Raw genomic sequence first — 25527 nt, 5'->3', positions numbered from 1 at the left:
ATGGTCTCATGACCGTTCTATATTTTTCAAAATTAGTTAGAATTATACCATGGTGCTGCAGCAATGCAAGGAAAGAGCTACATCTCACCCACGCCGTTGCCTCGATTTTTGCAATCCCGCAAAAATACGTCCAATGATGTAAATGGTGACACCGACACCGGCAATGATCCACTGTAAGGGACCAACAACTCTGCCAAAGGAAAAAATAAGCACTCCACCAATAATAAGCATTCCTATGAGCATACAAAGATGCGCATGTTTTTCAAAGAGTTTTCGCATGAGAACCTCCTGCGGATACTGTTGTTGAAACTGTTTTTTCGGTAAATCCCTCTTCCCGCCCATATGTAAAAAAATCATGAAGAAAGGGGTTTAAAAAATCTCCCCGCCATCCGGAAAACAGGGGGATTTCCCCTTTTCGATAATATCGGGCTGCCCGCATGTCACACTCACGCTTAGTGCATACAAGTGACGGTGCGATCTCTTTTCTCTGAGCAAGATCAGTGATAAGAGTGAGAAGCAAGCGTGAGAGGCTACTTTCACGAGCTGTCCGCTTGGTGATACTGCGAAGATGCTCCTTCATCTCAGCGGGCAGACGGGGAGTATCTCCATGAAGCGCTGTAATAATATCGGAACCATAGCGATTTGTCATACGCGGAGAGAGAATTTTGCTTTTTCGAAGCTCTTCAAGTGAGGAAAACCATCCCTTTACTAATCGTGGAATTATCTGTCGACGTAATACTCGTGTACGGGTAACATTCTCTTTCCGTGCGGTGTTTTCCATAAATGATATAAGACGGTACAATCGCTCGTGATAGCGCGGAGCAAGACGCGATGCCTGTTTGAGAAATTGTCGCTCAACATTTGATTCATAGGCAAAGAGATACACATCTTCGAGTGATTCCATTTCATTATACACCCACGTTTCTATGCCATGGTCATGAGCACGAGAGAGCAATTGCTCCGTAATAGAAACAAGATATTTTACGTCATCCCGTGCATAGGCTAATTGAGCCGGATCCAAGGGACGCTTTAACCAGTCCGTACGTGTTTCTGTCTTTGCAAGGCGAATACCCGTATATGCCGCAACAAGATTCTCCAGGGATACGGCCTCCCCTTCACCAAGCATAGCTCCGGCTCGCTGTGTATCAAAGATACCTGTAATATCTGGTGACACATACTCTTTAAGAATAGAAATATCCTGTGGAGCATCGTGGAAAATCTTACAAACAGATTTCTTCTGCAATACTTCGGCAAAGGGCTCCCAAGAGGTAATCGCCGGATAATCAACCACGAAGGTTTCATCTTCTGTCCCTATTTGAATAATTCCAAGAAGGGGAAAATACGTTTTTGTCCAGATAAACTCGGTGTCAACAGCAATGCGTTTGTGGGAAAGAAGGAGACGACACATCTGTTCAAGGGATGCATCATCATTGATATACTTGGTCAAAAAAGCTCCTCGAGTTCTTGTAATACATTGTCTTTGCGCTCCTGCGCTTCTTCATAAAGAGGGAGATACGGTCGTTCACTCATCAGCTGTGCTAAGGTATCCCATTGATCATAGGCAGTCCGATAATCCCGTTCAAGCCCCGTGCGCTGGGCTATTTTCGTACTAGCCCGAGACATTTGATGCCGAACATTAATCACAAACTCCTGTTCATTCTGTAACAGGGCGGGAGTAGTTAAGGCATCGCGAAGAACCCAAAGCGCACGCTGATACTCTCCTTGTTCAAAGAGAAAGGTTCCCTTATCATAAATGTACTCTCCATCACTGATAAAATTATTACTGTAATAAGAGTAACTCTCTCCCCCCAAGGCGATAATGGCCCGGTGGTTTCGAACACGCATTCCCGTACGTGCCCGAAGTTCGAGGGGCAGGCGCTGCAACACCTCCCGCAACTCCTCATAATGGCCGTCACTATCAAGTTTTGAGATTACCGCAACGGTATCACGGGTATCAAAACGACTCATGAGACTATCTAAAATAGGGTTTTCACGAGGCTGCGCCGATGCCCCCCCACCCGACTGGCGGCGAAATTCTGCCATGGAAAAAGAGTCCTCATCATGCTGGGAAGATCGCGGTGAATGTAAAAAGATAACGAGAAGACTGGCAAGAAAGGCAATACTCACCGCACCAAAGAAAAACCCTTGCACCGTGGTGAAAAAACGGCTTCCATGACTTATTTTTTGATGGATGCCACTAATTTTCGATTTGCTTGAAATGGCTTCTCCATTTATAAAGCTTCGAATAATAGACTCTGGGCGTCGATCTTCCACCCGGCGATACATGGTTTCCAAATATGAAAGAATGGTCTTCATGGAGGATGGTCGGCCCGACGGGTTAAGACTCATACACGACTCAATAAGATTGGTCAGTACACGGGGGGTTTTCTTTGTCTTTTTTGAAAGCCGAACATAATTATTTTGTACCCGCTGCTTCACCAGCTTAGCCACGTGCCGCTCGGGAAAGGCTTTCTCCCCTGTGACCATTTCATATAAAATACATCCAAAAGAATAAATATCAGAACGGTGGTCTACAATGCCGTCACCCAATTGCTCCGGTGCAAGATACTGCATAGAACCGGTGACACGCCCCGTTTGACTTGTGCTTGTAATAGTCACGGTATTAAAAGAAGCAACACCGAAATCAGTAAGTCGAAGCACGTCGTGTTTTGGTAAGAGCACATTAGCCGGTTTCAAATCACGATGTAACAAGCCGATATACTCGACATTTCGAATTTTATACTTATGGCTATGGGTATAATCAAGGGCACGAGCAATAAAGAGAGCCATGGCAAGAACAACATTCAGAGGAAAGGGCCCCATTTCTTGAATAAGCTGTTCTAAGGATGCACCGTCAACATAATCCATCTCAATGTAGGGCAACCCCTTCCACTCACCCACAGAGTGCACATTGATAATGTTCGGATGATTAAGCTGTGCAAGAATTTTTATTTCTCGGGCAAAGCGTTCCCGGCTATCCATACTAGCGGTGGGACGCAGAAGTTTTACCGCACGGTAAATACCCAATTGTTCATTCCAGATGCGATACACCACAGCTGATCCACCCTGCCCGAGAATACCCGTAATAACACCGGAACCAAGAAGAACCGGGCTATTTCCGTCCGGCAGGGACACAACCTCATCATACTCTGTCCGATACACACCCGTTTTATGTTTTTTGCGGTTCATAGAAATCCAATTATTTTGCCTTGGTCTGGTAAACCTACACTAACAATATACTATTTTTAAGAACGTTTGTTTAAAAAAGTTACTTTGAGGGTATTATGCGATATATACTTATCCTTCTCCTTTTATGTATTGGCTGTTCAGATAGAGCTCACGAGGCTGGTGCTCCAAAGCAACTGCTCACCCATCATATATTTATAGCACACCTTGCGGAAGAACTCACAGAACGCACGCCCGTTGAAGTATCCTCTCCCGCCGATGACTATACAACGATTGAAACCTTAGCGGAAGAGCTTCGCACAAAAAAAGAGTGGATTGCTGGAAAGGCTCCGCACAGTGATGCAGTCATCACCCTTGCACGCCTCATACCTGAAGACCAACTCTTTACGCATGTTCGTCGCCACAACCTCCACGCCGTCGAAATTGATATCTCACGCTCTTACTACGAAGGAGCTCCTTCGCCGGCGGTATTACGCGACACTGCTGGCTCTGCCAACCCCTACATCTGGCTTTCTCCACAAAATATTCTTGCCATGGCATACACACTTCAGAGGGACCTCAAACGACTCTACCCTGCATATGCAGAAACAATTTCCCAAAATTTTCAATCATTTCGACAAGAGATGCGTGCCCTGCAAAGAACGTTTGGAACAAAGTACGCACAGCTGGCCCGTTTTGAAACAGCTCTCATGGATCCTGCGTACGCCTATCTTGCTGAAGACATCAACCTCTTCATTACCCATCGTTTTCCTCATGAATCAGACTGGGACAGTGCCGATAGCAGCCGTTTTATCACGGGCCTTACGGCAGGTGAATTCTCCCTTGTCATGCATCGATGGAACCCCGGAGGAACAATAGACTCTCTCTGTACGGCCCATGGTGTTTCGCTTATTACGCCGCCCCTGGGAGTTCCCGCTGCGGAAGGGTTTCAAAATGGGATTATCCCCTTTTATGAGCATCTGTATAAAAGTGTTTATACCGGCTTAAAAGGGCAGACGCAGTGAACATCTGCTTGTCAAATGTCCTTCCTGACCCTCTGCGTGAGATAGCCGTTCAAGAAAGTTCTATCTGGGGCAAAACGTGTACTCTCCACGGGGATCACAACTACATAATTCGTGCTGCTTCAGGAACAGGAAAAACGACCCTTCTCTCTATCCTCTACGGTGTACGCCACGACTATAGCGGAAAAGTTACCATGGATGATCATGACATTCGTACCATTACGCCCCAAGAGTGGGCGCCCCTTCGACAAACTCAGATCTCCTGTGTATTTCAGGGGCTCCGCCTCTTTGACTCTCTCACGGTACGTGAAAATATCATCATCAAGAACCGCCTTACGGACACTTGTTCACAAGAAGAGATAGAGCAATATGCACACCAATTACACATAGCATCTCTTCTTGACGCACCGGTACGAACACTCTCCTTTGGACAGAAGCAGCGCTGTGCAATTTGTCGAGCACTTTGTCAACCCTTCTCCACACTCCTTCTCGATGAACCCTTTAGCCATATTGATCAGGCAAATACGAACACGGCCCTTGATCTTATTATTCATGTATGTGAGAAAAACGGAGCAAACTTCATTCTTACCAGTCTCGATGAATCCTCCTATACAGACAGCGCAAAGGTTCTTACCCTATGATACGTACCCTTCTGTTTCGAGAAATTCGTCTCGTCCATTTTACCGCAGCATCCGTGGGAACCCTTACGGGAATAGTACTGCTCCTTCTTACCCTACAGCTCTATCTTGATATTCAAAAAGCCTTTGACATACCACAGGAGCAACAGGAAACTCTGGTCATCCACAAACCTGCAGCAACCCTCGCTGTGTCTGATGTTATGAATACAGCTTTTTCCCCGGAAGAACAACGGGCTTTAAAGGACCACGAAGCAGTGAACGCCGCAGCTCCCTTTCGGAGAAATCTCTTTGAGGTAACCGCCTTTACCGGCCTTGGAGATCTCCTTCCAACTATGTCAACAAAACTCTTCTTTGAATCCCTCCCAGATTCAGTGCTCCCCAACACACCGAACAACTGGGAGTGGAAAGAGGCCGGTGACACCATTGATATTCTTCTGCCGCGACAATATCTTAACCTGTACAATTTTGGGTTCTCACAGGGACAGGGACTCCCACAACTGCCTCCCGATCTTGTCACCCAGATCCCCTTTCGAATCCGTCTACGCGGTGCAGGTAAAAGCGACTCTTTTCACGGTCGCATTCGAGGTTTTACCGACTCATTTAATACCCTTCTCGTACCGGAATCGTTTCTGCGCTGGGCAAATGCAACCTACGGTTCTCAAAAAGAGGTGGAGGCAACCCGACTCCTCCTTATAACGCCAGATCCAACAAGTACGACCCTCCACGATTTTTTAGAATCAGCGGGCTATGAGACAGAACAACCGCTATTTAATGCCCGTCGGATTTCCCAAATTGCGTCGTTTCTATTTTCTGTGATGGGGCTTCTTGCTCTTGGAATTATCCTCTTAGCACTCTTTATATTTGTTCTAACTTACCAATACATTATTGACCGTTCTGAAAATAGCATTCGCACTCTCATTCTCTTAGGGTATGCCCCGCAGACCCTTTCTCGCTTTTATGTGCGAACCTTTACCCTCCTCTTTCTTCCAATCTGCGGAGCCGCCCTTATCATTGTGGGAATGGTAAACACCGTACTTCGTCCATATTTAGAAGCCTTTACTCTTTCCACTCCACTCATTCACCCAACCGTATACATTTTGGTAATACTTCTTTTCTGTACGGCCTTTCTCGCTGTGCGTTTTTGCGTTTTTCGAGAAGTGACCCGAATCGCGACTCATTCGTGAAAGAGCAGAAAAGTTCTCCTGCTGTGGTGTAGGTGATTCTTCAAACAACGCATATTATGAGGATTGAGAATGGAATGAAGGGAATAATCTTAAAAAAACACCCCTCACTCATAAAAATCTTACGCAATCCTTGCTCATCTACCGCATCATTTCATACGAATACTATATTCCATAGTATGACAAGTACTAACTTTAATTAAGGAGTGTATGTATGAAAAAGTGCCTTATGCTAACAGCCCTATTTGCTCTATTGGTAGCCTTTGTTGGATGCGGTGGCGATATGGAGCCCCCTGTTGATGATCAGATTCAGCAAATTGAAGAGCCAGCTCCAGCCCCTGAAGTAGAGCCAACCCCGGAAGATGATTTCGGTATTGAAGAAGAGGGCGATGATGATCTTGGTGAAGAAGAAGAATTTGAATTCTAAAATTCTCTTCGTTCTTTATCATTAAAAGGTGCAGTTTACTCCTGCACCTTTTTTTCTATAATAAATCCTTCACGGATAAATATAAGAAGCTCCTCCACCGTTTCAGGAATCTCACGTTCTATAACACGATCTTCTTTCCACACCTTTAAGGTTCCTAAAACGAGCGTTTGAATAAGAGATGTGAGTCGCTCCGGTGGCAGGGAAGACCCAATTTCACCATTCTGCTGTGCATGAGATATGATATCAAGAAGCAGATTGTTAAAATCTTGTTTTGACTTCAAGTATGCGTCTTTCATCTGCTTTTCACTATCCCGAGCAAAATACGAACTCATTAGTTTAAACACATGAAACTCTTCCATGGCGAGGATGAAAGCAAAATGCTCTCCAAAGGAACGAAACACCGTGGTAAAAAATCGACGGAGATTTTCCTCTATGGGCGCACCTTTATCAAGAGCAAGATGGCCACACCCGATTTTATCAAAGAGCATATCATATTCACGTATGGCCACATTGAGAAATATTGACTCCTTATCCTCATAGTAATTATACAATGACGCCTTTGAAAACCCTGCCTCCAGGGCAATGTCTTCAAGGCGGGTATCATGAAACCCACATTCTGAAAACACCTTTAAGGCAGCATCGAGAATAAGATTTATTTTCATATCCCGGACTTTTGAGATCCGTTTCTTTCGTCTTTCCATTACCCATACCTCAATAAAAAGTTATAGACATTAATATTATATACCGGCGGAGAGGTGTCCTCTCCGCCGCACTACTACACTACTCCTGCGGGACAACCTCCTTAGAAGCTGTCGCAACATAGAGAATGGGTATGACAAAAAAGGTCAAGGCCGTTGAAACGATAATACCACCGATGGCTGTAACTGCAAAGGGAGCACGAAAACTTCCTCCAGCACCCATGGCAAGGGCCATGGGAACCATGGAAATAATGATAGCAAGGTTTGCCATTAAAATCGGTTTTAGTTTCATTTCCGCAGCCTCCACAATGGCACGTCGAGCGGTAATTCCTCGTTTTACCCGCTGAATCCGCGCATAATCGATAAGGAGTATCGCATTATTCACCACAATACCAATGAGCATAATCATGGAGAGACTTGAGATCATGGAGATATTATTACCCGTAAGAAAGAGCGCCCAGACAACTCCAATGAACCCAAGGGGAATGGTGAGAAATATGACAACCCCCATTTTTACAGACTCAAGAATCCCAATCAAAACCATCAGGGTCAGAATAATCGCCAGGGTACCTGCAAAAAGAAGCTGCTCATTGGTTTCTTCATTCAACTCTTGATACCCACCAAAGGCATAGGAAAGGTTTTCAAACCCCTCTATGGTCTCAAGCATATTTTCAATCTCCCCAACTTTTCCCCCAAGATCACCTTCAATAATATTGCACGTAACCTGGATCATTCGTTGACGATTTTTTCGCGTAATATTTGATACCGCCTGAGTTGTTTCAATATGGAATAATTCTTGCAACTGCACATAGCCCCGCGGCGTCAGAACATCCATGGTCTGAATATCATGAATATTCTTTCGATAGCGTTCTTGAAGCTGTATGCGTATGGGATACTCTTCGTTGTCCTCAGTAAATACCGCATCATCATTACCGGTGATGTTAAAGCGAAGAAGAGCTGCCGTATTTTGAACGGCCATGGAGGCTGATAAATCTCTCTGAAGACCGTAATGTTCAAGCATATCACGTTTGGGGCGGATAAAGATCTCCGGCTGCTCACCTTTCCAGGAGCTTCCAAAATCTGTCAACCCCCCAATCTCATGTTCCATACGGTGTGTTACCTCTTCATAGTAGGCTAGCAGTTCATCCATATTGTCACCATAGAGCTCCAATACAATATCACCGCCACCTCCGCCGCCCATATCGTCTGTTACAGCAATGGTGATTTGCGCGTCGGGGAAATCGGCATACTGCGGACGAATCATATTAACAATATCAAAGGCAGATTTATCTCGCTCTGTTTCGGGCGTAAGCCGAAGACGCACTTCTGCATACTGTACCCCTGTTTCTGTACCCCCGCCTCCAATACTTGAAGAAATCTCACGCAAATGAGGAACATCCTGAGAACGTTGCTCAATATCTGCGACAACAGACTCGGTTACTGCGTAGGGAGTACCTGGAGGAAGCTCTATATTTATGGAAATATATCCTTGATCCACCGACTCCATAAATTCATTACCCAACTGTGGAGCAATACGAGTCATGGTGAAAAAGAAGAAGAGGATTGTACCAAGAACCACCCCAATCTTACTCCATGAGTGCTCCAAAAGCGTGTTGAGAAAATTTCCATAAAAACGATCCACATAGAGTAATACCTTATCCACCATGTGCAGCTCGTCATGATTTGTCTTATCCTTCGGCTTCAACATGCGTGAAGAAAGCATGGGCACCAAGGTAAATGAAAGAAATAGGGAGGCAAGGGTTGCAAAAACAATGGTGAGACCAAGTGATTGGAAAACGTTCCCTACAATCCCCGTGGTATTAGCAATGGGAATAAACACAGCCAGATTTGTGAGCGTTGATGCCAATACGGAGGTAAAGATCTCCCGAGCTCCCTCTTCAGAGGCAAGACGCACATCCTGTCCGGTATTTCTATGTCGTACAATATTTTCAATCACCACAATGGAGTTGGTAACCAAAACACCCACGGAGATTGTAAGAGCCATCATAACAACCGTATTGAGGGTAAATCCCATGGCTCCCACCCCGATCATCGCCATAATCAAGGAGACCGGCATGGTGATACCCACAATGAGGGTTAAACGCCAATCGAAAAGAAAGAGAAAGAGGATGGCTCCAGTAAGAACAATACCCATGAGAATATTTTCGTAGGTACCAGCAATGGTATCACGAATAAAATCAGACTTATCTTCAACAACCACCATATCCATACCGGAAGGAAGTTCGTGACGAATCTCTTCAACAAGGGCAAGGATCCCATCGGCTATTTCCACAGTATTTCCGTCGGAGCTTTTATTAATAGCTACCTGCACCGCATCCTGCCCTTGAAAACGCACTCCATCACGAACTAAGGCTGTGGAATCACTTACAGTGGCAATATCCCGAAGGCGAATATGATAGGAGGCTTCATGATCTCCAAGGCTCTTATGTATGGGAATACGAATATCTTCAATTTCACGAAGATTCTGAAATCGCCCATCAGTTCGTACAGAATACTCTTTTCGCTCTCCAATAATCCGCCCAGCAGGCAGAGAAAAGTTTTGCATTTCCAAAAGCGGCATCACTTGAAATATGGAGAGATTATGAGCGGCCATCTTTTCCTTATCAAGATCTACCAATATCTCCCGTTCAAGCCCCCCCGTAACTTCTACATTGGCCACACCGTTGATACGTCCAAAACGGTCTCCAATATTCTGGTCAACATAGCGACGCAAGGTTTCCATATCGACATCGCCCGTCACAGCAAGGGTAACAATGGGAACGTCATTGGGGTCAAATTTTGTCACAATGGGCGATTCCATGTCGTCGGGAAAATCATTCATAATCAGATCAAGATTATCTTTCACTTCATTTGCTGCATCATCTTCATTTATCTCATCTTCAAATTGAAGTACAATGAACCCCGCATTTTCCATACCGTAGGAAGTAATATGACGAATACCGCCAATGGTACTCAGCTGATCTTCCATGGGCCGCAGAATGTTGTCTTCCACTTCCTGGGGGGTTGCCCCGGGATACACAGCCCGCACGGTAACGTAGGGAAGATCCATTTCCGGCATACGGTCGATGGCAAGATCACTCCATGCCACGTAGCCAAACATGGACAGGGCAAGAATGACCATGCTCATCATCAATGGTCGTTGTATACTCGCTTTTATGATATCCATTCTTTGCTCCTCTTACTGGTTCACTACATTTACAGCTGCATCAGAAAACAGGCGACTGTTTCCCGCCACGACAAGTTGATCTCCCTCTGATAATCCTGAGACAACTTCATAATACATCCCATCGCTTACACCGAGAGTTAAATCTCGTTTTTTGGCGCGTCCATTTTCAATAACATACGCATAGGGGTTCCCCATTAAATCGTATTGGATAAGGTCAAAGGGCATGGTAATAACATCATCTTTCTGATGGACCACAAGACGCACCTGTTTATACATACCGGAACGAAGATTGTCTTCTTCATTATCAAAATGAGTTGTAACCGTAAAATTATGTGTTAAGGGATGGGCGCTCAAAGAAAGATCCGTTACTTCCCCCCAGAGAGTGTCTTCTCCATGAAACAAAAAGGCGCGTTGTCCTTTTTGAAGACGTTCATAGGTTCGCTCACTCGCTTGCAACTCAATCTTTGCACGTGACATATCAGCCATGAGCACTACGGGGGTCCGAGTATCAACTTTTGAGCCCTCTTTTTCAAGGACATCCACCACAGTACCATTAAAAGACGCACGAAGATACTGTGCTACCCGTGCCTGCCCCAGTGAATGTTTTGCATTTTCATATTGGGCGCGTACCGCTTCAAGCTCTGAGGATGAAGCTGCCCCCTCTTTCTGCAGACGCTGCACCCGCTCATAGGAGCGTTTTGCATGATCATACGCAGATTGCGCAACAGCTATGGGAGACCCCTGTTCAAACCGCATTGAGGCAACCACTTGCCCATTTTGTACATAATCACCGGGGGAGACGGAGATTCGGTTTACAATGCCCGCTGCAGCAGTGGAAATATACGTTTGACGATGCCCCTTTACAGTACCGCCTATCTCTTCAACCTGCTTCAAGGATGTCCGCTCTACTTCAGAAACACTTACGGGGATCCCCTGTTCATCCTGAATATCTTGAATACTGCGAAACTCTTCCTGCCCTTCTTGAGAAGAACAACCAAGCATACTCAATACAATAACCATATACACGCAAAGATATCTTTTCATAATAAACCTCTCTTATAATTCGATAAGGGTTGTATCGCCAATTAGGCTTTCTATTTGTGCAACCGCCGCGTTCAGCTTTCCAAGGGCGGCATTTTCTGCAAGACGGGACATACGGTACTGCTGTTTTGTTTGATCAAGCTCCAACTGGCTGATCTGCCCCATCTCATAGGCAACTTCCGACACAGAGACACTTCGCTCGGTAAGACGAATCATATCCCGTGCTTCAACTAACTCTTCCTGAGCAAGTTCATAGGTTTCATAGGCCGCCTCAAGAGCTAAGGTAAGCTGGCGAAGCACCTGATCGTACTGGCTTGTCACTTTCCGGCGCTTCACTCGTGATTGCTCCATGCGATGACGACGCTGCCCCCCATGGAAAATTGGGATCTGTACTCCAACCCCAAGCTCAACATTCCATCCAAAATCAATATCATCCACTCCATCATAGAGCGATGTCTGTCCTGCCGAAGCAAAAGCTCCCACGGAAGGAAAAAAGTCCGTCCGGCTCATATCTACCTGTTTGTCTCGCATCTCAGCAAGTACATCCAATACTTTGAGGGTGCGATTACCCTCCTTCATCCGTCCTCGGGCGGTTTTCACATCGAGGGAAAATTCCGGCTCCGTGAGCTGCCCCAGAATCACCACCTCATCATCAGCATAATCCATGGAGACGCGGGTGAGCAGATCTTTTTTTGCTAACCGCTTATTCATGGCAGCTTCCCGGAGGGATGATTCAGACTGCTTCAGGCGATACTTACTATTTAATGTATCAAGCTCCGTACCGTGACCTGTATCAAAGCGAATACGGGAAATCTCATGGGTTCTCCGGGAAAGTTTTACATCACTTTGTCGAACCTCATAATTACTCTGTGCAACAAGATACGTATGATGTTTTTCCCGCACATCCTTTGCGATGGCAAGTTTTTCAGCCTCTATTTGCATATCAATATTTTCGTATGCAATACGGGCAATCTCTACTGCTGTTTTAATTTTCCCCTGTGCAAAAATCACCTGCTCAAGCTTTACTTCCCAGTTCAAGGTGTTCTTGGGAGGGCTTAAATCGAATCCCCCAAGCTCTGCAAGCACTCCATCAAAGGTTTGGGCAATTCCCATTGCATTCTCATAGGCAAGGATATCCCCGGGAGTTACAGTATAGTCGGGATTTTGCAGAAAAACCTCTTCAGGATTTCCCAGTTCCTCCGCAAGACTCCCCTCTATATCCATGGATAGGTCATAGGGGTTATACGATCTCGGTGCGTGGATATATGCCATGGATGCATTTATTTGAGGAAGCCCGGAAGCCCGATGCTCCTTTTCCTGCAGAGCCACATGCTCCCGCTCCTTACGTAACAGGGCCAATTCCTCCGAATGAGAAAAGGCGTGGGATAAGAGATCTGTAAGGGTTACTTGTTCCTGCCCAAGAGCAACAGAGAACATTACCGATACAAGAACTACTGTACAGACTCGCTTCATACAACCTCCATTGTGAGAAAGGTAGTAATAATGTAATTCATATTTATTAACCAGTCAACACTTTTCTGACTCTGAAGTTACAAAAAAACCCGAAGTATATTAAAATAACCTCATTTTTGTGTAACAGCATACATATATTCCACGTCTAAGGGGCATATTCACCTGTATAGGATACTATGAACGAAGTAAGTCGTGAAACAATCTCTGCGGTAGTACAAAAAGACAAACAGGCGTGTAACCACCTCTTTACGGTGTATAAAGATTTTGTATGGGCCTTAGTATACCGCACAGTACACAGAGACGTAACAGTCGCAGAAGATGTATTTCAAGAAGTGTTTGTAAAAATATTCCGCTCACTTCACCGGTTTAACCATAAGGCGCAACTTTCGACATGGATTTATCGTATTACCTATACCACCACCATGGATCGGCTCCGCAAAGAACAAAAAAAACAACTCCGCGAGTCACCCCTCGTCCATGACCCCTGCGATAGAACTGACTCTCCCCATACCAAAGAGATCTTGGAAGATGTGTTAACCGGGCTTTCTCCCTTTGACCGATACCTCATCACTGCGCGCGAGCTCCAGGGAATGAGTTTTGCGGAGCTTGCGCTCATAACGGGAAAAACCAGTGGTGCCTTGCGAACCCGGCTCCATCGAGTAAAGGAAAAACTAAAACAGGAGTACTCCCATGAAAGAGATGCCTGATACGACCTTTGGGTACATACCGCCTGTACGGGATGACCTATTTACCCCCATCTATGAAGAATATGCAAAGGAGCATCGTCTTCGCCCGTTTCTTACCGGTATAGCGGCAACCCTTATTTTCAGTATGGGAATCGCAACATTCCTCTCCCTGCACCGACCGAGCACATTCTCCGAACACAGGGGGCACATAGAAGAAGAGATTGTTCTCATTCATACGTTTTTTTCCAACGAGTATAACTATTTTACCGACCCTTTTACGGAGGAACCATGAACCTACTTTCCCTATCATCTATTGTACTGCTGGTGGCAACCGGCTCTCTCTTTGCGCAGCCTCCCCGTCGCTCCCAAGGTAGAGCAACTCAAAGAAGAGAAGCCTTCTATGAAGAATTAGACCTCTCAAAGGAACAAAAAGAGGCATGGCTCTCCCTCCGCGAAGAACGGAGAAATCATGCTTCCCTGGCAGGCCGAGAAACCTCTCCCATGTATGCCTACCGTGACAGTATTCGCATGGAACTACAAAAAGACACCCCCGATACTGCACGAATACATGCCTTTAGCGAAGAAATCGGAGCAGCCCATGCCCGACGTACCCGTGCCATGACAGACTACCTTCTCGCTGTCAAGGAGATCCTTACCCCGGAACAATTTACCACCCTCTTAGAGCGACAAAAAGAAAGAGCTCCACGAGAAAAACGCGGAGAAACACGAAAAAAACCTCGAAGAAACTAAGGAACATTCCTACGGCATTGGGGACAGCCGGGATATTCCCCACCCATCCCCTCCGCTTTTCATGGCGGAGGGCTTTTACCGTGTTTTATATTGAGGTATGTGCAATCACTCTTTCCTCCCATAGGTAGCCATGGATACCGTACATATCGGCGCAGACGTAGGATCCACCACCGTCAAGGTAGTGGTCCTTCGTGAAATGACCCCTCTTTTTGAAGTATATCAACGACACGATGGCTCTCCCCTCGAAACCTTAATTAGCCTGCTACGAAAGGCCATCACCACCTTCACTACCCCCTGGTGTTATCTTGCCTTAACGGGGTCGCAAAGTTCCGAATACGCTCAGGCATTATCCTGCATGCACGTTCAGGAGGTTATAGCCGGAGCCGTGGCTATTCAAAAACTCTACCCGACCATACAAACTGCAATTGAACTGGGCGGACAAGATGCAAAAATGCTCTTTTTCTCCACGGAACAGCCAGGAGATATTCATGATATGCGCATGAACGGAGTATGCGCCGGTGGCACGGGGGCCTTCATTGATCAAATAGCCTCTCTGCTTGCAATTCCTGTGGAACAATTTCAAGAGTATGCCGCAAAGGGAACACGGCACTATGAAATATCCGGCCGATGTGGGGTTTTTGCAAAAACCGATATTCAACCACTCCTCAATCAAGGCATTCCCCGGGAGGATATCGCCTACTCATGCCTCCACGCACTGGCAAAGCAAACCATTGGCGGCTTAGCGCAAGGAATGGAGATCAATGCTCCACTCCTTCTTTCCGGTGGTCCCTTTCATTTTATTCCGCTCCTTAAAGAGATATTTCAAAGACGACTCAAGCTCTCCGATGAAGATATCTCTCTTCCTCCCAACGGGCAAACACTCATTGCACAAGGCGCGGCTCTTTGCCTTTCCACACAGCTCAACCACACCACCACGCCCCTGCACAAAGAGGAAATGCTCACAACCCTGGAACACTATACACAAGAACACACGCGGAAAAGACAGGCCCCCCCGCGGCCCTTTTTCGCAAAAACAGCAGAACAAATAGAATTTCAAAACCGTTACACCTCATCGCTCCCATGTAAAGATCTGACAGAACTTCCAGACACCCTGAGAGTATACCTTGGGATTGATGGAGGATCAACAACCACCAAATTTGTTGTGATCACAGAAGATAGAGAGCTTATTCACACCTTTTATGCAAGTAACAGCGGGGAACCACTACGTACAGCACAAAAGGGATTGATCTCTTTTTTTAATCGCATGAGAGAGGCAGGAAAAACCTGCCACATTGCGGGTGTGGGGACCACAGGATATGGAGAAGAATTGTTTGCAAAAGCCTTTGGGGCAGACATCCATACCGTAGAAACCATGGCGCATAAGGAGGCAGCCTGTTTTTATGAACCCGAGACCTCCTTTATACTAGATCTGGGTGGACAGGACATGAAAGCTCTGTTCTTACGGGACGGCGTAATTACCAACATGGTGCTCAATGAAGCATGCAGTGCTGGATGCGGCTCCTTTATAGAGTCCTATTCCTCTTCCGTGGGAATCCCTGCTCAAGAAATTGCCCATCACGCCTTTACCGCAGCAGATCCGCCCCAGTTGGGCTCTCGATGTACGGTCTTTATGAACAGTTCAATTATTTCAGAACAAAAACGGGGACATAGTCGGGGTGAAATTCTTGGAGGATTATGCCGATCCATCATTGAAAATCTCTTTACTAAGGTAATACGTCTTTCAAATACCAACACCTTGGGAAAGAAAATCGTTGTCCAAGGGGGCACGTTTAAAAACGATGCGGTACTCAAGGCGTTTATTGACTATGTGGGTCATGATGTAGAGGTGATTCGACCTCCCCTTCCAGGTGAAATGGGTGCTCTTGGTATTGCCCTCCTCACACGCAAGGCGCAAAGGGGAAAGCCCTCGTCGCACTTTATTGGAGAACACGCAGTGCGCAAACTCACCTGGCGTCAATCAGAAGAAAACCGCTGTGGCTTGTGTAGTAACGCCTGCCTGCGAACCATAATAACCTTTTGCGATGGCACAACCTTTATCAAGGGAAATAGATGCCCGCGGGGCGAAGAAATCACCCCAACAAAACAGGAAAAACGCCGCGTTCCCAACGGCATGAATTTCCGCGAAAAACTTCTTCTCAAACGCCGCACACCACCGGCAAAACCGAAAAAACATGTGGGTATTCCCCTGGTACTCGATTTCTATGAAACCCTTCCCTTTTGGGAGACTCTCTTTACTCGTTTAGGCTATGCCGTTCATGTATCCGGTAGAAGTTCCTACCCACTTTTCGAAAAGGGATTACAAGACATCCCCTCTGACACGGCCTGCTTCCCCGCAAAACTTGTACACGGCCACCTCCATCGGCTTGCCGAAAAAGGGGTTGACTGCATCTTTTTACCGCGCATGTTAAAAAACCTTCCCGCTTACACAGAAAACAAAGCTTCTTGGAATTGTGCCGTGCTGCAGGGATATCCTGAACTGGTGAAAACGACCCGACTAACCACAGGAGACACAAAAGAAGTCCCCCTCATTTCTCCCGCCTTTAAATGGACCAACAAACGGCTCTACCGCACCCAGATTATCCGCTTTTTCAAAGAGACTTTCGGCGAACCTAAAAAGGCCGTTTTACAAGCCCTCTCAGCAGCAGAGGATGCCCGTAAAAACTACGAAAAGCGTCTCCGGGAGTTCGCCCATGACGTGGAGAAATATGCAGAAGAGACCGGTACCACCTCCATTGTTATGGCTGGTCGCCCCTACCATGGAGATCAATTGGTAAACCATCGTGTAGCCGATTTATTTACCGCCATGGGGATTGCCGTATTGATACCGGAGAATCTTCCGCGACAACCCCTTGAGCCAAGTACACTTCGCATTGATCTTACAAACAACTATCACACCCGCCTCTTCCACGCGGCACACTACACCATTACGACCCCCCGCACAGAATTGGTGCAACTGGTGAGTTTCGGGTGCGGACACGATGCGATCTACAGTGATGAGCTCCAGCGAATTCTCTTTGCGGGAGCACAGAAGACACCCCTCATTTTAAAAATTGACGAAAGCGATGCTCACGGTCCTCTCAAAATACGGATTACCTCATTTATCGAATCACTTCGTGCACGAAAACAGCTCACCCCTTCACAACATATCGCCTTGCCACACCCCTTCTCTCCACTGTTTACCAAAAAGGATAGAGACAGGAAAATTCTTATCCCCAACTTGTCAAAATCATTCTCATACCTGCTCAGTGAAGCAATTCGGAAACAGGGGTACACCCCTGAAATTGTTCCCATGGCGACCCGCCGTGCCATTGACCTGGGAAAAAAGTATGTTCATAACGATATCTGTTTTCCTGCTCAAATTAATATCGGCGAACACCTCCACTGGCTTGAGACCAATCCCCATGAGGCTCATCGCGTAGCAGCAGTATTTGCAAAAAACTGTCAAGACTGTCGCGCCGGTCATTACGCTGCCCTCGGAAGAAAAGCCTTTGATGAGGCGGGGTTTTCCCACACTCCCGTTGCAACCACGGAGTTTTCCGATACCAAGATAAATCCTGGATTTCGCGTCAATACCCTCCAGTTTAATCTCTTCACCTTGCATGGCCTCGCTCTGATTGATGCCCTTGATGATATGCTCTATAAATGTCGTCCCTATGCGGCATCTCCTTCAGAGGTAGATAACCTCCATGACAGGATGCTCACCACTTGTGTCACCACTCTCCGCACACGGGGGTTTTCCCCTGCACTCAAAAAACTTGCCACAGCCGTTTCCGCCTTCAATGATCTTGCTACGGATAGAAGAGTTCGTAAAAAGCGAGTGGGAATTATTGGAGAAATTCTGGTTAATTTTCACCCAGCCAGTAATTATGGAATTGTACCTTATCTGGAAGAAAATAATTTAGAAGTGGTACTGCCGTCTCTCATAGAATTCTGGCGGCAAGATGCGATAAACTGGAAAACCATGGCTGAACGGGGTCATACCCGTGCAGGAAAACTGAAGGCACTCCAAGGCTCACTCTACGAAGGTATGTTTGGTCATGTCATTGGTCGCGTTGAGAAACAGATGCGCTCTTTTAAATACTATGAACCACACAGCGACATTCGGGACATTGCTGCACGGGCCGCACAGGTTATGGATATCTCCTATCGCACGGGAGAAGGGTGGCTTATGCCCGGAGAGATTCTCTCGTGGATGGATGCCGGTATTGGTTCATTTCTTATACTGCAGCCCTTTGGCTGTCTTCCCAATCATATCACGGGGAAGGGCTTAATTCAGCGACTGAAAAAACGCGCTCCACACAGTACAATTCTTTCTCTTGACTTTGATCCCGACAGCAGTATTGCCAATATTCATAACAGGTTGCAAATGCTTATTCTCAACAGTTAAGACCACACCTGTATAAAATCATAGACAGGACAGTGTATCTATGGTATACTTTTTCCAAACAGTTTGTCTGTACGAGGTTCATCATGGGAGCACTACTCAAAAGGGGTATCAGCCGATGTCTTCAAAGCCCCTTTTGCATTATTCTACTCTATTTTTGTATCAGCATTACGTGGATTGCCTTTTCCGATGCCGCCCTTGAACGCATAACCCATGACACAGGACAGCTTACCTTCTTACAAACGTGGAAGGGGTTCTTCTTTGTCACAGCAACCACAATTTTTCTCTATGCCTTAATTCGCACCATGCTCAATAAAAACATAGAGACAATTCATAAGAAGTACCAACTAATTACAGACATTCCCCACCCTATTATGGAGTATTCATCTCAAGACAAAATTACCTTTCTGAACCCGGCATTTACGGAAACCTTCGGCTACACCCGGGAAGAACTACCAAACTATTCCTCCTGGTGTACAAAGGCCGTGCGTACCCCCTCTTCCGAGCACCAAGATGTCCCAGAAAAGGGGATTTCCTACGATGTTCGAGATCTTCATGGTACGATCCATCACGTACAACTTTTTTCTTTGCAACAGGGAGAAAAAACACTCCTTCTTTTCAAAGATATTACTGAGCAACTTGCACAGAAACAGGCCATAGCTCTCTCGGAAAAAATGCGTGCCCTGGGAGAATTAGCCGGGGGCATCTCCCATGATTTCAACAATCAACTCTCAGCCATACATGGCGTTGCAGAACTTCTCAAAGAAGACAAAAGCCTTTCAAAAGACGGTCGTGAAAATCTTGATATTATTCTTGCTGCGACACATCACGCTGCCACCTTAACAGAAAAACTATCTAGCTTCTCCCGTAAAGATGTCCCCGAATTTACACCAGTACATTTCACCCACCTCCTTCGTACTATTAGCACTATCTGTGAACGAACCTTCAATAAAGATATACACGTAACACACACCCTTCCCAAAGAAGATATCTTTGTACATGGAAATAAATCAGCCTTACAAAATGCACTTTTAAACATTGTTCTTAACGCCCGAGACGCCATGCCAGAGGGGGGAACTCTCGCAATACGCCTTACAAAAGATGGCCCCACGTCACTGCTCTTGACAATTTCAGATACAGGATGCGGCATTCCCGAAGCCATTCAAGATCGTATCTTTGAGCCATTCTTCACCACAAAAGACCCGGGCCATGGCTTGGGTATGGGCCTTGCATCGGCCTACACGACCCTTGAAAAACATGGGGGAACAATTGAAATTGAGAGTAGTCCGGAGAGGGGCAGTGTGTTCAAAATCACGCTTCCCCGTACAGATAAAAAAGAAGACATCCCTGCCGAGGAAGAATACACTCTTTCTTCAAAAAACACTCCCCGAAAAAGAATTCTCATTGCCGATGATGAACCGGCGGTACAACGAATTCTTGCAAAAATTATTGCACAACGGCTTCACCACTCCGTTCACTGCTGTTCCAATGGTATTGAAGCCGTAGAGTATGCTGAAGGGGAATCTTCTCCCATTGACTTGGCAATTCTTGATATTATCATGCCGGAAATGGATGGGGTAAGTGCTGCTCAGGAGTTACGGAAAATTCAACCGAATATGAAGATTATCTTTATCTCAGGTTTTTCGGAGGAACAACAGCGAAAACATATTAATGATATGGGCGCCCAGGGGTTTCTTGCTAAACCCTTCTCTCTTGCCACGATCACCGCTGAGATTTCCCGAGTACTCTCCTAAGCGCTCCAGTGTCCCTCCAATCGTGAGAAAAATATATTTTCTCTAGAGACTCTTTCAAAAAGGTGAACTATGATACAGACCATTGTTATCGGCAGTGGTATTTACGGCTACACCGCTGCCTGTGCAGCGAAACTACGGGGTGACACGGTACAGCTAATTACCCAGGATCTCCCCAAAAGCCATTCCTATGACGAAAAGGGGTATCTTTTCGGTGCGTGGTCTCGCCATGCCGTGGGACATGACATCATCTCAGGGAAAAACCACCTCCAAGAATCTCTTCGCACCTGTTCTGCACGAACGCTCCGAACACTCTTGGCTGGAATGGGCGTAGCCCTGACCACAAATACAGCGGGACAGTGCAGCATCTCAGGGAACACATCACAGGATATGGCAGAGGCGTTCTCCTCCTGGGCAGATCGTCTTGGAGTATCCGTCATCCATGAACCTATCAAAAAGATAGAGTACGGCATAAAAGAGTTTGTGGTCCAGTTAGAGCGGGGAAAAACCGAAAAATCCCATCGTTTAATAGTAGCCACCAGCCCCCTTGAAGACAACGCCCCTTGTACCGCCTTTATTCGAGCAATGGGGCATACCCTCACAGCCGCTCCCCCCCTTCCCAGGCCCCTCTCTACCACGCAAAATCTGGAAAAACCGTGCAGGGTTAAGGGCCGTATTGTGCTGTGGTCTTCCACCGGAAAAAAGATCACCCACACCGATGGGGAGATTCTCTTTTCCGGTACAACCATCGATGGACCAGCAGTTCGTCGTATTACCCCCTTCGTACACAAGGAGGACGATTCACTCACCATCGACTTTCTTCCTCAATTAGACGAGGGAGAAGTAAAGAAAGCCCTAAACCGGGAAATAGAACAGGGAGGACATAAAACCTACGCCGAGTTACTCGCCTGCTTTATTCCCCCAGCACTCATACCTTCTTGTGAAAACCATCTCCATGCTCGGGGCTGCACCTCTTCGGTGCCGAACCTCCGAAAAAAAGAACGAAGAGAAATACTCTTTACACTCAAACAATTCCCCTGTATTCCCGAAAGTACAGGGCCTTCCCGTGAGCCCTCCTGGGTCGTTGACATCCATGATCGCCATGAAAAAACAGGAGAATCTACTCGCTGTGAAGGGCTCTTTTTCGCTGGCCCGTGCCTGGGAATACAGCTCCATGAATCCATTGCCGTGCACGTTCATATAGCAACGGCATATACCACCGGCATTACGCCTGTATCGGAGGATGAATGAATATTACAATTACCTATTTAGCCCGTCATCCACACCATATTATTCCCCTGGGAGAAGAAATTTATCGCCAGTGGGAAACCATGTACACCGAACGGGGAGAATCGCAGGAGCAAGTTATCACCAAGGTACGCCAACGCGCTGTCGAAGGAAAGATCCCCTGTACGATCATAGCCGTAGTTGATTCGGTCCTTGCCGGTTCAATCACCCTCAAGGAAAACGACTTCGCCACGCGCCCCGACCTCTCTCCATGGATTGCCGGAGTATTTGTATGTCCTCAATTCCGGGGACAAAAAATATCGGAGAAATTGATTACCCACGCTGAAAAACTCCTGTGGGAAGATTTTAATATCCCTCGCGTCTATTTGTACACAGGTTCTGCCGAAGGCCTCTATGCAAAACTGGGCTACTCCGTACATGAACGGATTGCAACCCCGCAGAAAGAGATTGTCATTATGGAAAAAGAGCTGAAACCGTGAAGGAGGTTTCCCATCTTACGGCGTATCAAAGCTGGCTGAGCGCAGAAAAAGGGCTGAGCGAAAATAGCTATTCCTCATACACCTTCGACCTGCACCGTTTTGCCGCCTTTTTGCACGACCATGGCCGTACTGATACCTCCGTAGGCCACAAGGAAATTGCCCAGTATCTGGATCTTCTTGCAGATTTAGGCTTTGCCCGTGCCTCCATCATTCGTACAATCAGTACTCTCAGAAGTTATTACACCTTTCTTACCGCAGAAGAAGTGGTGGAAAGCAACCCCACCAAACAGCTCCGACCCCCACGGAAAACGCGAGATCTTCCCCAAGTGCTTTCCGTCGATGAAATAGAGCGTATTCTTTCTCATATTCCTGCCTCTGCCAAACTCTCGCTTCGCAACACAGCCATAATAGAATTACTCTACGGGTGCGGTCTGCGGGTTTCAGAGCTCATAAACCTCACCCCCGGAGCCTGCATTGAGGACGATACCTTTCTTCATATTACCGGGAAAGGAAACACACAACGTCTGGTTCCCCTGGGAGCCTATGGTCGTCGCACCCTGAAACGCTATATGGAAGAAGAACGCCCCCGCCTACGAAAAAAAAGTCCCTCCGCACCGGAGATCTTCCTCAATAATCGCGGGACAAAGCTTTCACGCATGGGGGTGTGGAAAATAGTACAGACCCTCTGTATTCAGGCAGGAATAGAAAAGTCGGTTTCTCCCCACACCTTTCGTCATTCCTATGCCACACATCTGCTCGAAGGAGGGGCAGACCTTCGTGTCGTACAGGAACTGCTCGGACACCGTAATATCAGCACCACCGAAATTTATACCCACATCGACCGTACCCATCTTATGGAGGTACATCGATCCTTCCACCCACGATCAAAACAGGAGAGATCCCTTGAAAGATATTCGCCTTGAACGTCTCGCCCATGTACTCACCACGCACTCACTCAATATACAGAAAGGACAGCGCGTACTGATTCGCGGAAATGAGCACACTCTCCCACTTATCCATGAGTGCTATGCCAAGGTGCTTGCCCGGGGAGGGCTGCCCGAAGTTGATGTCTCTCTGACAGGACTACAGGAAATTTTGCTGAGCGAAGGATCATCTACACAGATTACCGATATAAGCCCACGGGAAGCGTGTATTCCCGATACGTACGACGCCCTGCTGATGGTGTGGGGCGGCACCAACACCCGGGAGTTATCTCACATTCCCAGTGAGAAAATTGCCCTACGGAAGCGTTCTCGTCGTGACTGGATGAAACGCTTTTCACAACGGGCTGCAGAGAAAAAACTCGCATGGGTGGGAACCCAATACCCTACAGCCCTCGATGCGCAGGAAGCCTCCATGTCACTGCGCGAGTACGAAGATTTTGTCTTTTCCGCTGGCTTTCTTTCCCATCCCGATCCGGTTGGGATATGGGAAAAAAGAGGACGCACACAGGAAAGACTTTGTCGATTTCTCGAAACAAAATCGACCCTGCGCTATGTCGCACCCGACACGGATATCTCCTTCTCTATTGCGGGAAGAACGTGGATAAACAGCCATGGCAAGCGCAATTTTCCTGACGGAGAAGTTTTTACGGCACCCCATAAATACTCCGTAAATGGAACAATTCGCTACTCCTTTCCCGCAGTGTACGCAGGAAATATTGTGGAAGATGTACGTCTTACCTTTAAAAAAGGAGCGGTTGTGGAGGCGCGGGCCGCCCGGGGCGAATCCTTTCTTCACGAAATGATTGCCACAGATGCAAATGCATCGTACGTAGGTGAGGTAGCCCTTGGAACCAATGAGAATATCACCCGCTGCACGGGGAACATCCTCTTCGATGAGAAAATGGGAGGAACCGTACATCTTGCTCTCGGCTCAGCCTACGCGGAAACGGGGGGCTCAAACGAATCAGCGCTCCACTGGGATATGATTTGTGATATGCGCACAGAGGGAAAAATCTTTGCAGACAATCAATGTATCTACGAGGCAGGAAACTTCTTAATTGACTTGTAATTACTCCACCGGTTGCCTACGACAAAACCGCCCAGAGGATCATCTCTGCAAGCAATCTACGTGCATCACCGTTGTGTAGTAGCGGGGAGGAAGAGAGAGGAAATCCCATTCGATGTCCATGAGCCAGGGTTCCATCGGCCAGAAGAGATCCCATGGAATAGAGAAAAACGTAACTTTCCTGCTGATCCGTAATACCCTGTCCGATTATCTTAGCATCAGGGCCGACATGGGTCCAGGCAAGAGCAGTGGTATCGGCATAGAGCGGCATATGCTGTACTGTCACCGCATTGAGAAATGCTGCAAGAGGATGCGAAAGGCCTTCTTCGGTAATTTGGATGGACGTGGTTTCCCGATACAATGAGGAAGACCCATCCGTACCAAATCCAAGGGCGTGGTGATATTCTCCATGCCCGGACAATACGGGGAAAGCCTGCTTACGGATTTGATCTGCCACCGTTTGTGAGAAGGCAAAGTCGGGAGTAATGTATACAAGTTCTGCCTCTGTCAACACTTCGGGGGCCTCTTCCAGACACGAAACAATACCATATTGAAGCCCTGTTGCTCCGTGTAGATACTGCAGTAACTCTACTAAAACCGTATCATCGGGATCACCCAAAACAACCACCGTGGATGCCTCGATAATATAGATACCCGATTCGCCCGAATACACGGTAAGAGAGTCCTTGGAAAGGGTATCCTCCGTACCAAAAGAAAGGGCATAATTTCCCGGGGGTACGTGATCGAAGTCGACAAACTCTTTTTCCGGAGCAACCTTTGCAGAAAAAGGGGTTGCCACCATATGAACATCCAGGGAATCCGCCCCGAAATTTCCGCGGTATATTTGTACGCTACTTGTAGTATCCATGTGCCACGGGGAAAATTCGATATCCTCCTGAATATCATCAAGGGGCATGGTCACCCCAAAGGATGAATCCGTGCTCCATGCCAAGGCCCGGTACCGTCCACCCTCAGGAAGAGAGACGGAGAAAACTCCCTTATCATTGCTCTCTGTCCGAATTTCTTCTCCCCCTTCAATACCGTGGGAAGGGGTTTCAGGGAAAAAGGAGACACTCCCGTGCTCTACCGGTTCGTCCTCATGCATAATAACACCGGCCACTTTCGGATTCCCCGTCTCAGATCCTGGGCCAGCCAGATCAACAGAACAGGAACACAGTATCAGCAGAAGCAGGCAGAAAGAGAGTCTCATGAACCTGTATCTCCCCTCTGAACCTGTTCAGAAACAGGCACCACAAGAAAATTCACATTGTATACACGATCCGATCGATCATCATCTTCTGCAAGGTTAAGCAGCTCTTTCCGAAACTGATTAATTCGTTGTACCAATAGCTTATAGCTTGCATGG

21 protein-coding genes are annotated in these 25527 nt (G+C 46.9%); 13 read left to right on the top strand and 8 right to left on the bottom strand.

All coding sequences use genetic code 11. The annotated features are described in order from the left end of the window. Positions 1-84 precede the first annotated feature (84 nt). The 3 genes from CALK_RS01910 to CALK_RS11900 are packed head-to-tail and all read right to left on the bottom strand — an operon-like array spanning position 85 to position 3189. A complete protein-coding gene (locus CALK_RS01910) occupies positions 85-279 on the bottom strand; it encodes a hypothetical protein (protein WP_022635949.1) in 195 nt (64 codons plus the stop codon). Beyond that, on the bottom strand, positions 263-1447 hold the full coding sequence (locus CALK_RS11905) for a ribonuclease D (protein ID WP_022635948.1): 1185 nt from the start codon (positions 1445-1447) through the stop codon (positions 263-265). Before CALK_RS11905 ends, CALK_RS01910 begins: the two co-directional genes overlap by 17 nt. Then, a complete protein-coding gene (locus CALK_RS11900) occupies positions 1444-3189 on the bottom strand; it encodes a serine/threonine-protein kinase (RefSeq protein ID WP_022635947.1) in 1746 nt (581 codons plus the stop codon). The genes CALK_RS11905 and CALK_RS11900 overlap by 4 nt, the downstream gene beginning before the upstream one ends. A 95-nt stretch (positions 3190-3284) precedes the next feature. On the opposite strand from CALK_RS11900, the gene CALK_RS01895 reads away from it, so the two are divergent. From CALK_RS01895 to CALK_RS01880, 4 genes are all read left to right on the top strand, one after another. Further along, entirely contained in the window at positions 3285-4190 is a 906-nt protein-coding gene (locus CALK_RS01895; RefSeq protein WP_022635946.1) for a metal ABC transporter solute-binding protein, Zn/Mn family, read from the top strand. Beyond that, positions 4187-4828, top strand: coding sequence for an ATP-binding cassette domain-containing protein (locus CALK_RS01890; protein ID WP_022635945.1), 642 nt, complete (start codon positions 4187-4189; stop codon positions 4826-4828). Before CALK_RS01895 ends, CALK_RS01890 begins: the two co-directional genes overlap by 4 nt. Next, positions 4825-6009 (top strand): FtsX-like permease family protein, encoded by a 1185-nt coding sequence (locus CALK_RS01885; protein ID WP_022635944.1) that lies wholly within the window; start codon positions 4825-4827, stop codon positions 6007-6009. The genes CALK_RS01890 and CALK_RS01885 overlap by 4 nt, the downstream gene beginning before the upstream one ends. A gap of 211 nt (positions 6010-6220) precedes the next feature. Beyond that, positions 6221-6433, top strand: coding sequence for a hypothetical protein (locus CALK_RS01880; protein ID WP_022635943.1), 213 nt, complete (start codon positions 6221-6223; stop codon positions 6431-6433). A 35-nt stretch (positions 6434-6468) separates the two neighbouring features. On the opposite strand, the gene CALK_RS01875 is transcribed toward CALK_RS01880, so the two are convergent. The 4 genes from CALK_RS01875 to CALK_RS01860 form a co-directional block, all read right to left on the bottom strand. Further along, entirely contained in the window at positions 6469-7134 is a 666-nt protein-coding gene (locus tag CALK_RS01875; RefSeq protein ID WP_022635942.1) for a TetR/AcrR family transcriptional regulator, read from the bottom strand. A 79-nt stretch (positions 7135-7213) separates the two neighbouring features. Beyond that, positions 7214-10318: an efflux RND transporter permease subunit gene (locus CALK_RS01870; protein ID WP_022635941.1), complete on the bottom strand. Its 3105-nt coding sequence runs from the start codon at positions 10316-10318 to the stop codon at positions 7214-7216. 12 nt (positions 10319-10330) lie between these two features. Continuing rightward, a complete protein-coding gene (locus CALK_RS01865) occupies positions 10331-11362 on the bottom strand; it encodes an efflux RND transporter periplasmic adaptor subunit (protein ID WP_022635940.1) in 1032 nt (343 codons plus the stop codon). A 12-nt stretch (positions 11363-11374) separates the two neighbouring features. After that, the gene (locus tag CALK_RS01860) at positions 11375-12832 is read right to left on the bottom strand and encodes a TolC family protein (protein WP_022635939.1); all 1458 of its coding nucleotides are present in this window, start codon (positions 12830-12832) and stop codon (positions 11375-11377) included. A gap of 176 nt (positions 12833-13008) precedes the next feature. Here CALK_RS01860 and CALK_RS11895 point away from each other — a divergent pair, with 176 nt between their 5' ends. The 9 genes from CALK_RS11895 to CALK_RS01815 all read left to right on the top strand — a co-directional run bounded on the left by CALK_RS11895 (position 13009) and on the right by CALK_RS01815 (position 24164). Then, positions 13009-13539, top strand: a complete 531-nt coding sequence (locus tag CALK_RS11895) for an RNA polymerase sigma factor (RefSeq protein WP_022635938.1) — start codon at positions 13009-13011, stop codon at positions 13537-13539. Further along, positions 13523-13810 carry a hypothetical protein gene (locus CALK_RS01850; protein ID WP_022635937.1) on the top strand — a complete coding sequence of 96 codons (288 nt, stop codon included), beginning with the start codon at positions 13523-13525 and terminating at the stop codon, positions 13808-13810. The genes CALK_RS11895 and CALK_RS01850 overlap by 17 nt, the downstream gene beginning before the upstream one ends. Continuing rightward, positions 13807-14268 carry a Spy/CpxP family protein refolding chaperone gene (locus tag CALK_RS01845; RefSeq protein ID WP_022635936.1) on the top strand — a complete coding sequence of 154 codons (462 nt, stop codon included), beginning with the start codon at positions 13807-13809 and terminating at the stop codon, positions 14266-14268. Before CALK_RS01850 ends, CALK_RS01845 begins: the two co-directional genes overlap by 4 nt. 130 nt (positions 14269-14398) lie before the next feature. Further along, positions 14399-18676 carry an acyl-CoA dehydratase activase gene (locus CALK_RS01840; RefSeq protein ID WP_022635935.1) on the top strand — a complete coding sequence of 1426 codons (4278 nt, stop codon included), beginning with the start codon at positions 14399-14401 and terminating at the stop codon, positions 18674-18676. 83 nt (positions 18677-18759) lie between these two features. Further along, the gene (locus CALK_RS01835; RefSeq protein ID WP_022635934.1) at positions 18760-20427 is read left to right on the top strand and encodes a hybrid sensor histidine kinase/response regulator; all 1668 of its coding nucleotides are present in this window, start codon (positions 18760-18762) and stop codon (positions 20425-20427) included. 69 nt (positions 20428-20496) lie between these two features. Beyond that, complete coding sequence (locus tag CALK_RS01830) at positions 20497-21675, top strand: BaiN/RdsA family NAD(P)/FAD-dependent oxidoreductase (RefSeq protein WP_022635933.1); 1179 nt, start codon at positions 20497-20499, stop codon at positions 21673-21675. Next, complete coding sequence (locus CALK_RS01825) at positions 21672-22151, top strand: GNAT family N-acetyltransferase (protein WP_022635932.1); 480 nt, start codon at positions 21672-21674, stop codon at positions 22149-22151. Before CALK_RS01830 ends, CALK_RS01825 begins: the two co-directional genes overlap by 4 nt. After that, positions 22148-23074, top strand: coding sequence for a site-specific tyrosine recombinase XerD (gene xerD, locus CALK_RS01820; RefSeq protein ID WP_022635931.1), 927 nt, complete (start codon positions 22148-22150; stop codon positions 23072-23074). Before CALK_RS01825 ends, xerD begins: the two co-directional genes overlap by 4 nt. After that, positions 23055-24164, top strand: coding sequence for an aminopeptidase (locus tag CALK_RS01815; protein WP_022635930.1), 1110 nt, complete (start codon positions 23055-23057; stop codon positions 24162-24164). Before xerD ends, CALK_RS01815 begins: the two co-directional genes overlap by 20 nt. Before the next feature lie 16 nt (positions 24165-24180). Here CALK_RS01815 and CALK_RS01810 read toward each other — a convergent pair whose 3' ends face one another. Then, positions 24181-25371 carry a hypothetical protein gene (locus CALK_RS01810; protein ID WP_022635929.1) on the bottom strand — a complete coding sequence of 397 codons (1191 nt, stop codon included), beginning with the start codon at positions 25369-25371 and terminating at the stop codon, positions 24181-24183. Positions 25372-25527 lie beyond the last annotated feature (156 nt).

The sequence above is a fragment of the Chitinivibrio alkaliphilus ACht1 genome (assembly GCF_000474745.1).
GTDB classification, from domain to species: domain Bacteria; phylum Fibrobacterota; class Chitinivibrionia; order Chitinivibrionales; family Chitinivibrionaceae; genus Chitinivibrio; species Chitinivibrio alkaliphilus.
The sequence above is the reverse complement of the archived record's forward strand: the minus strand, read 5'-3'. Positions and strand labels throughout refer to the sequence as shown.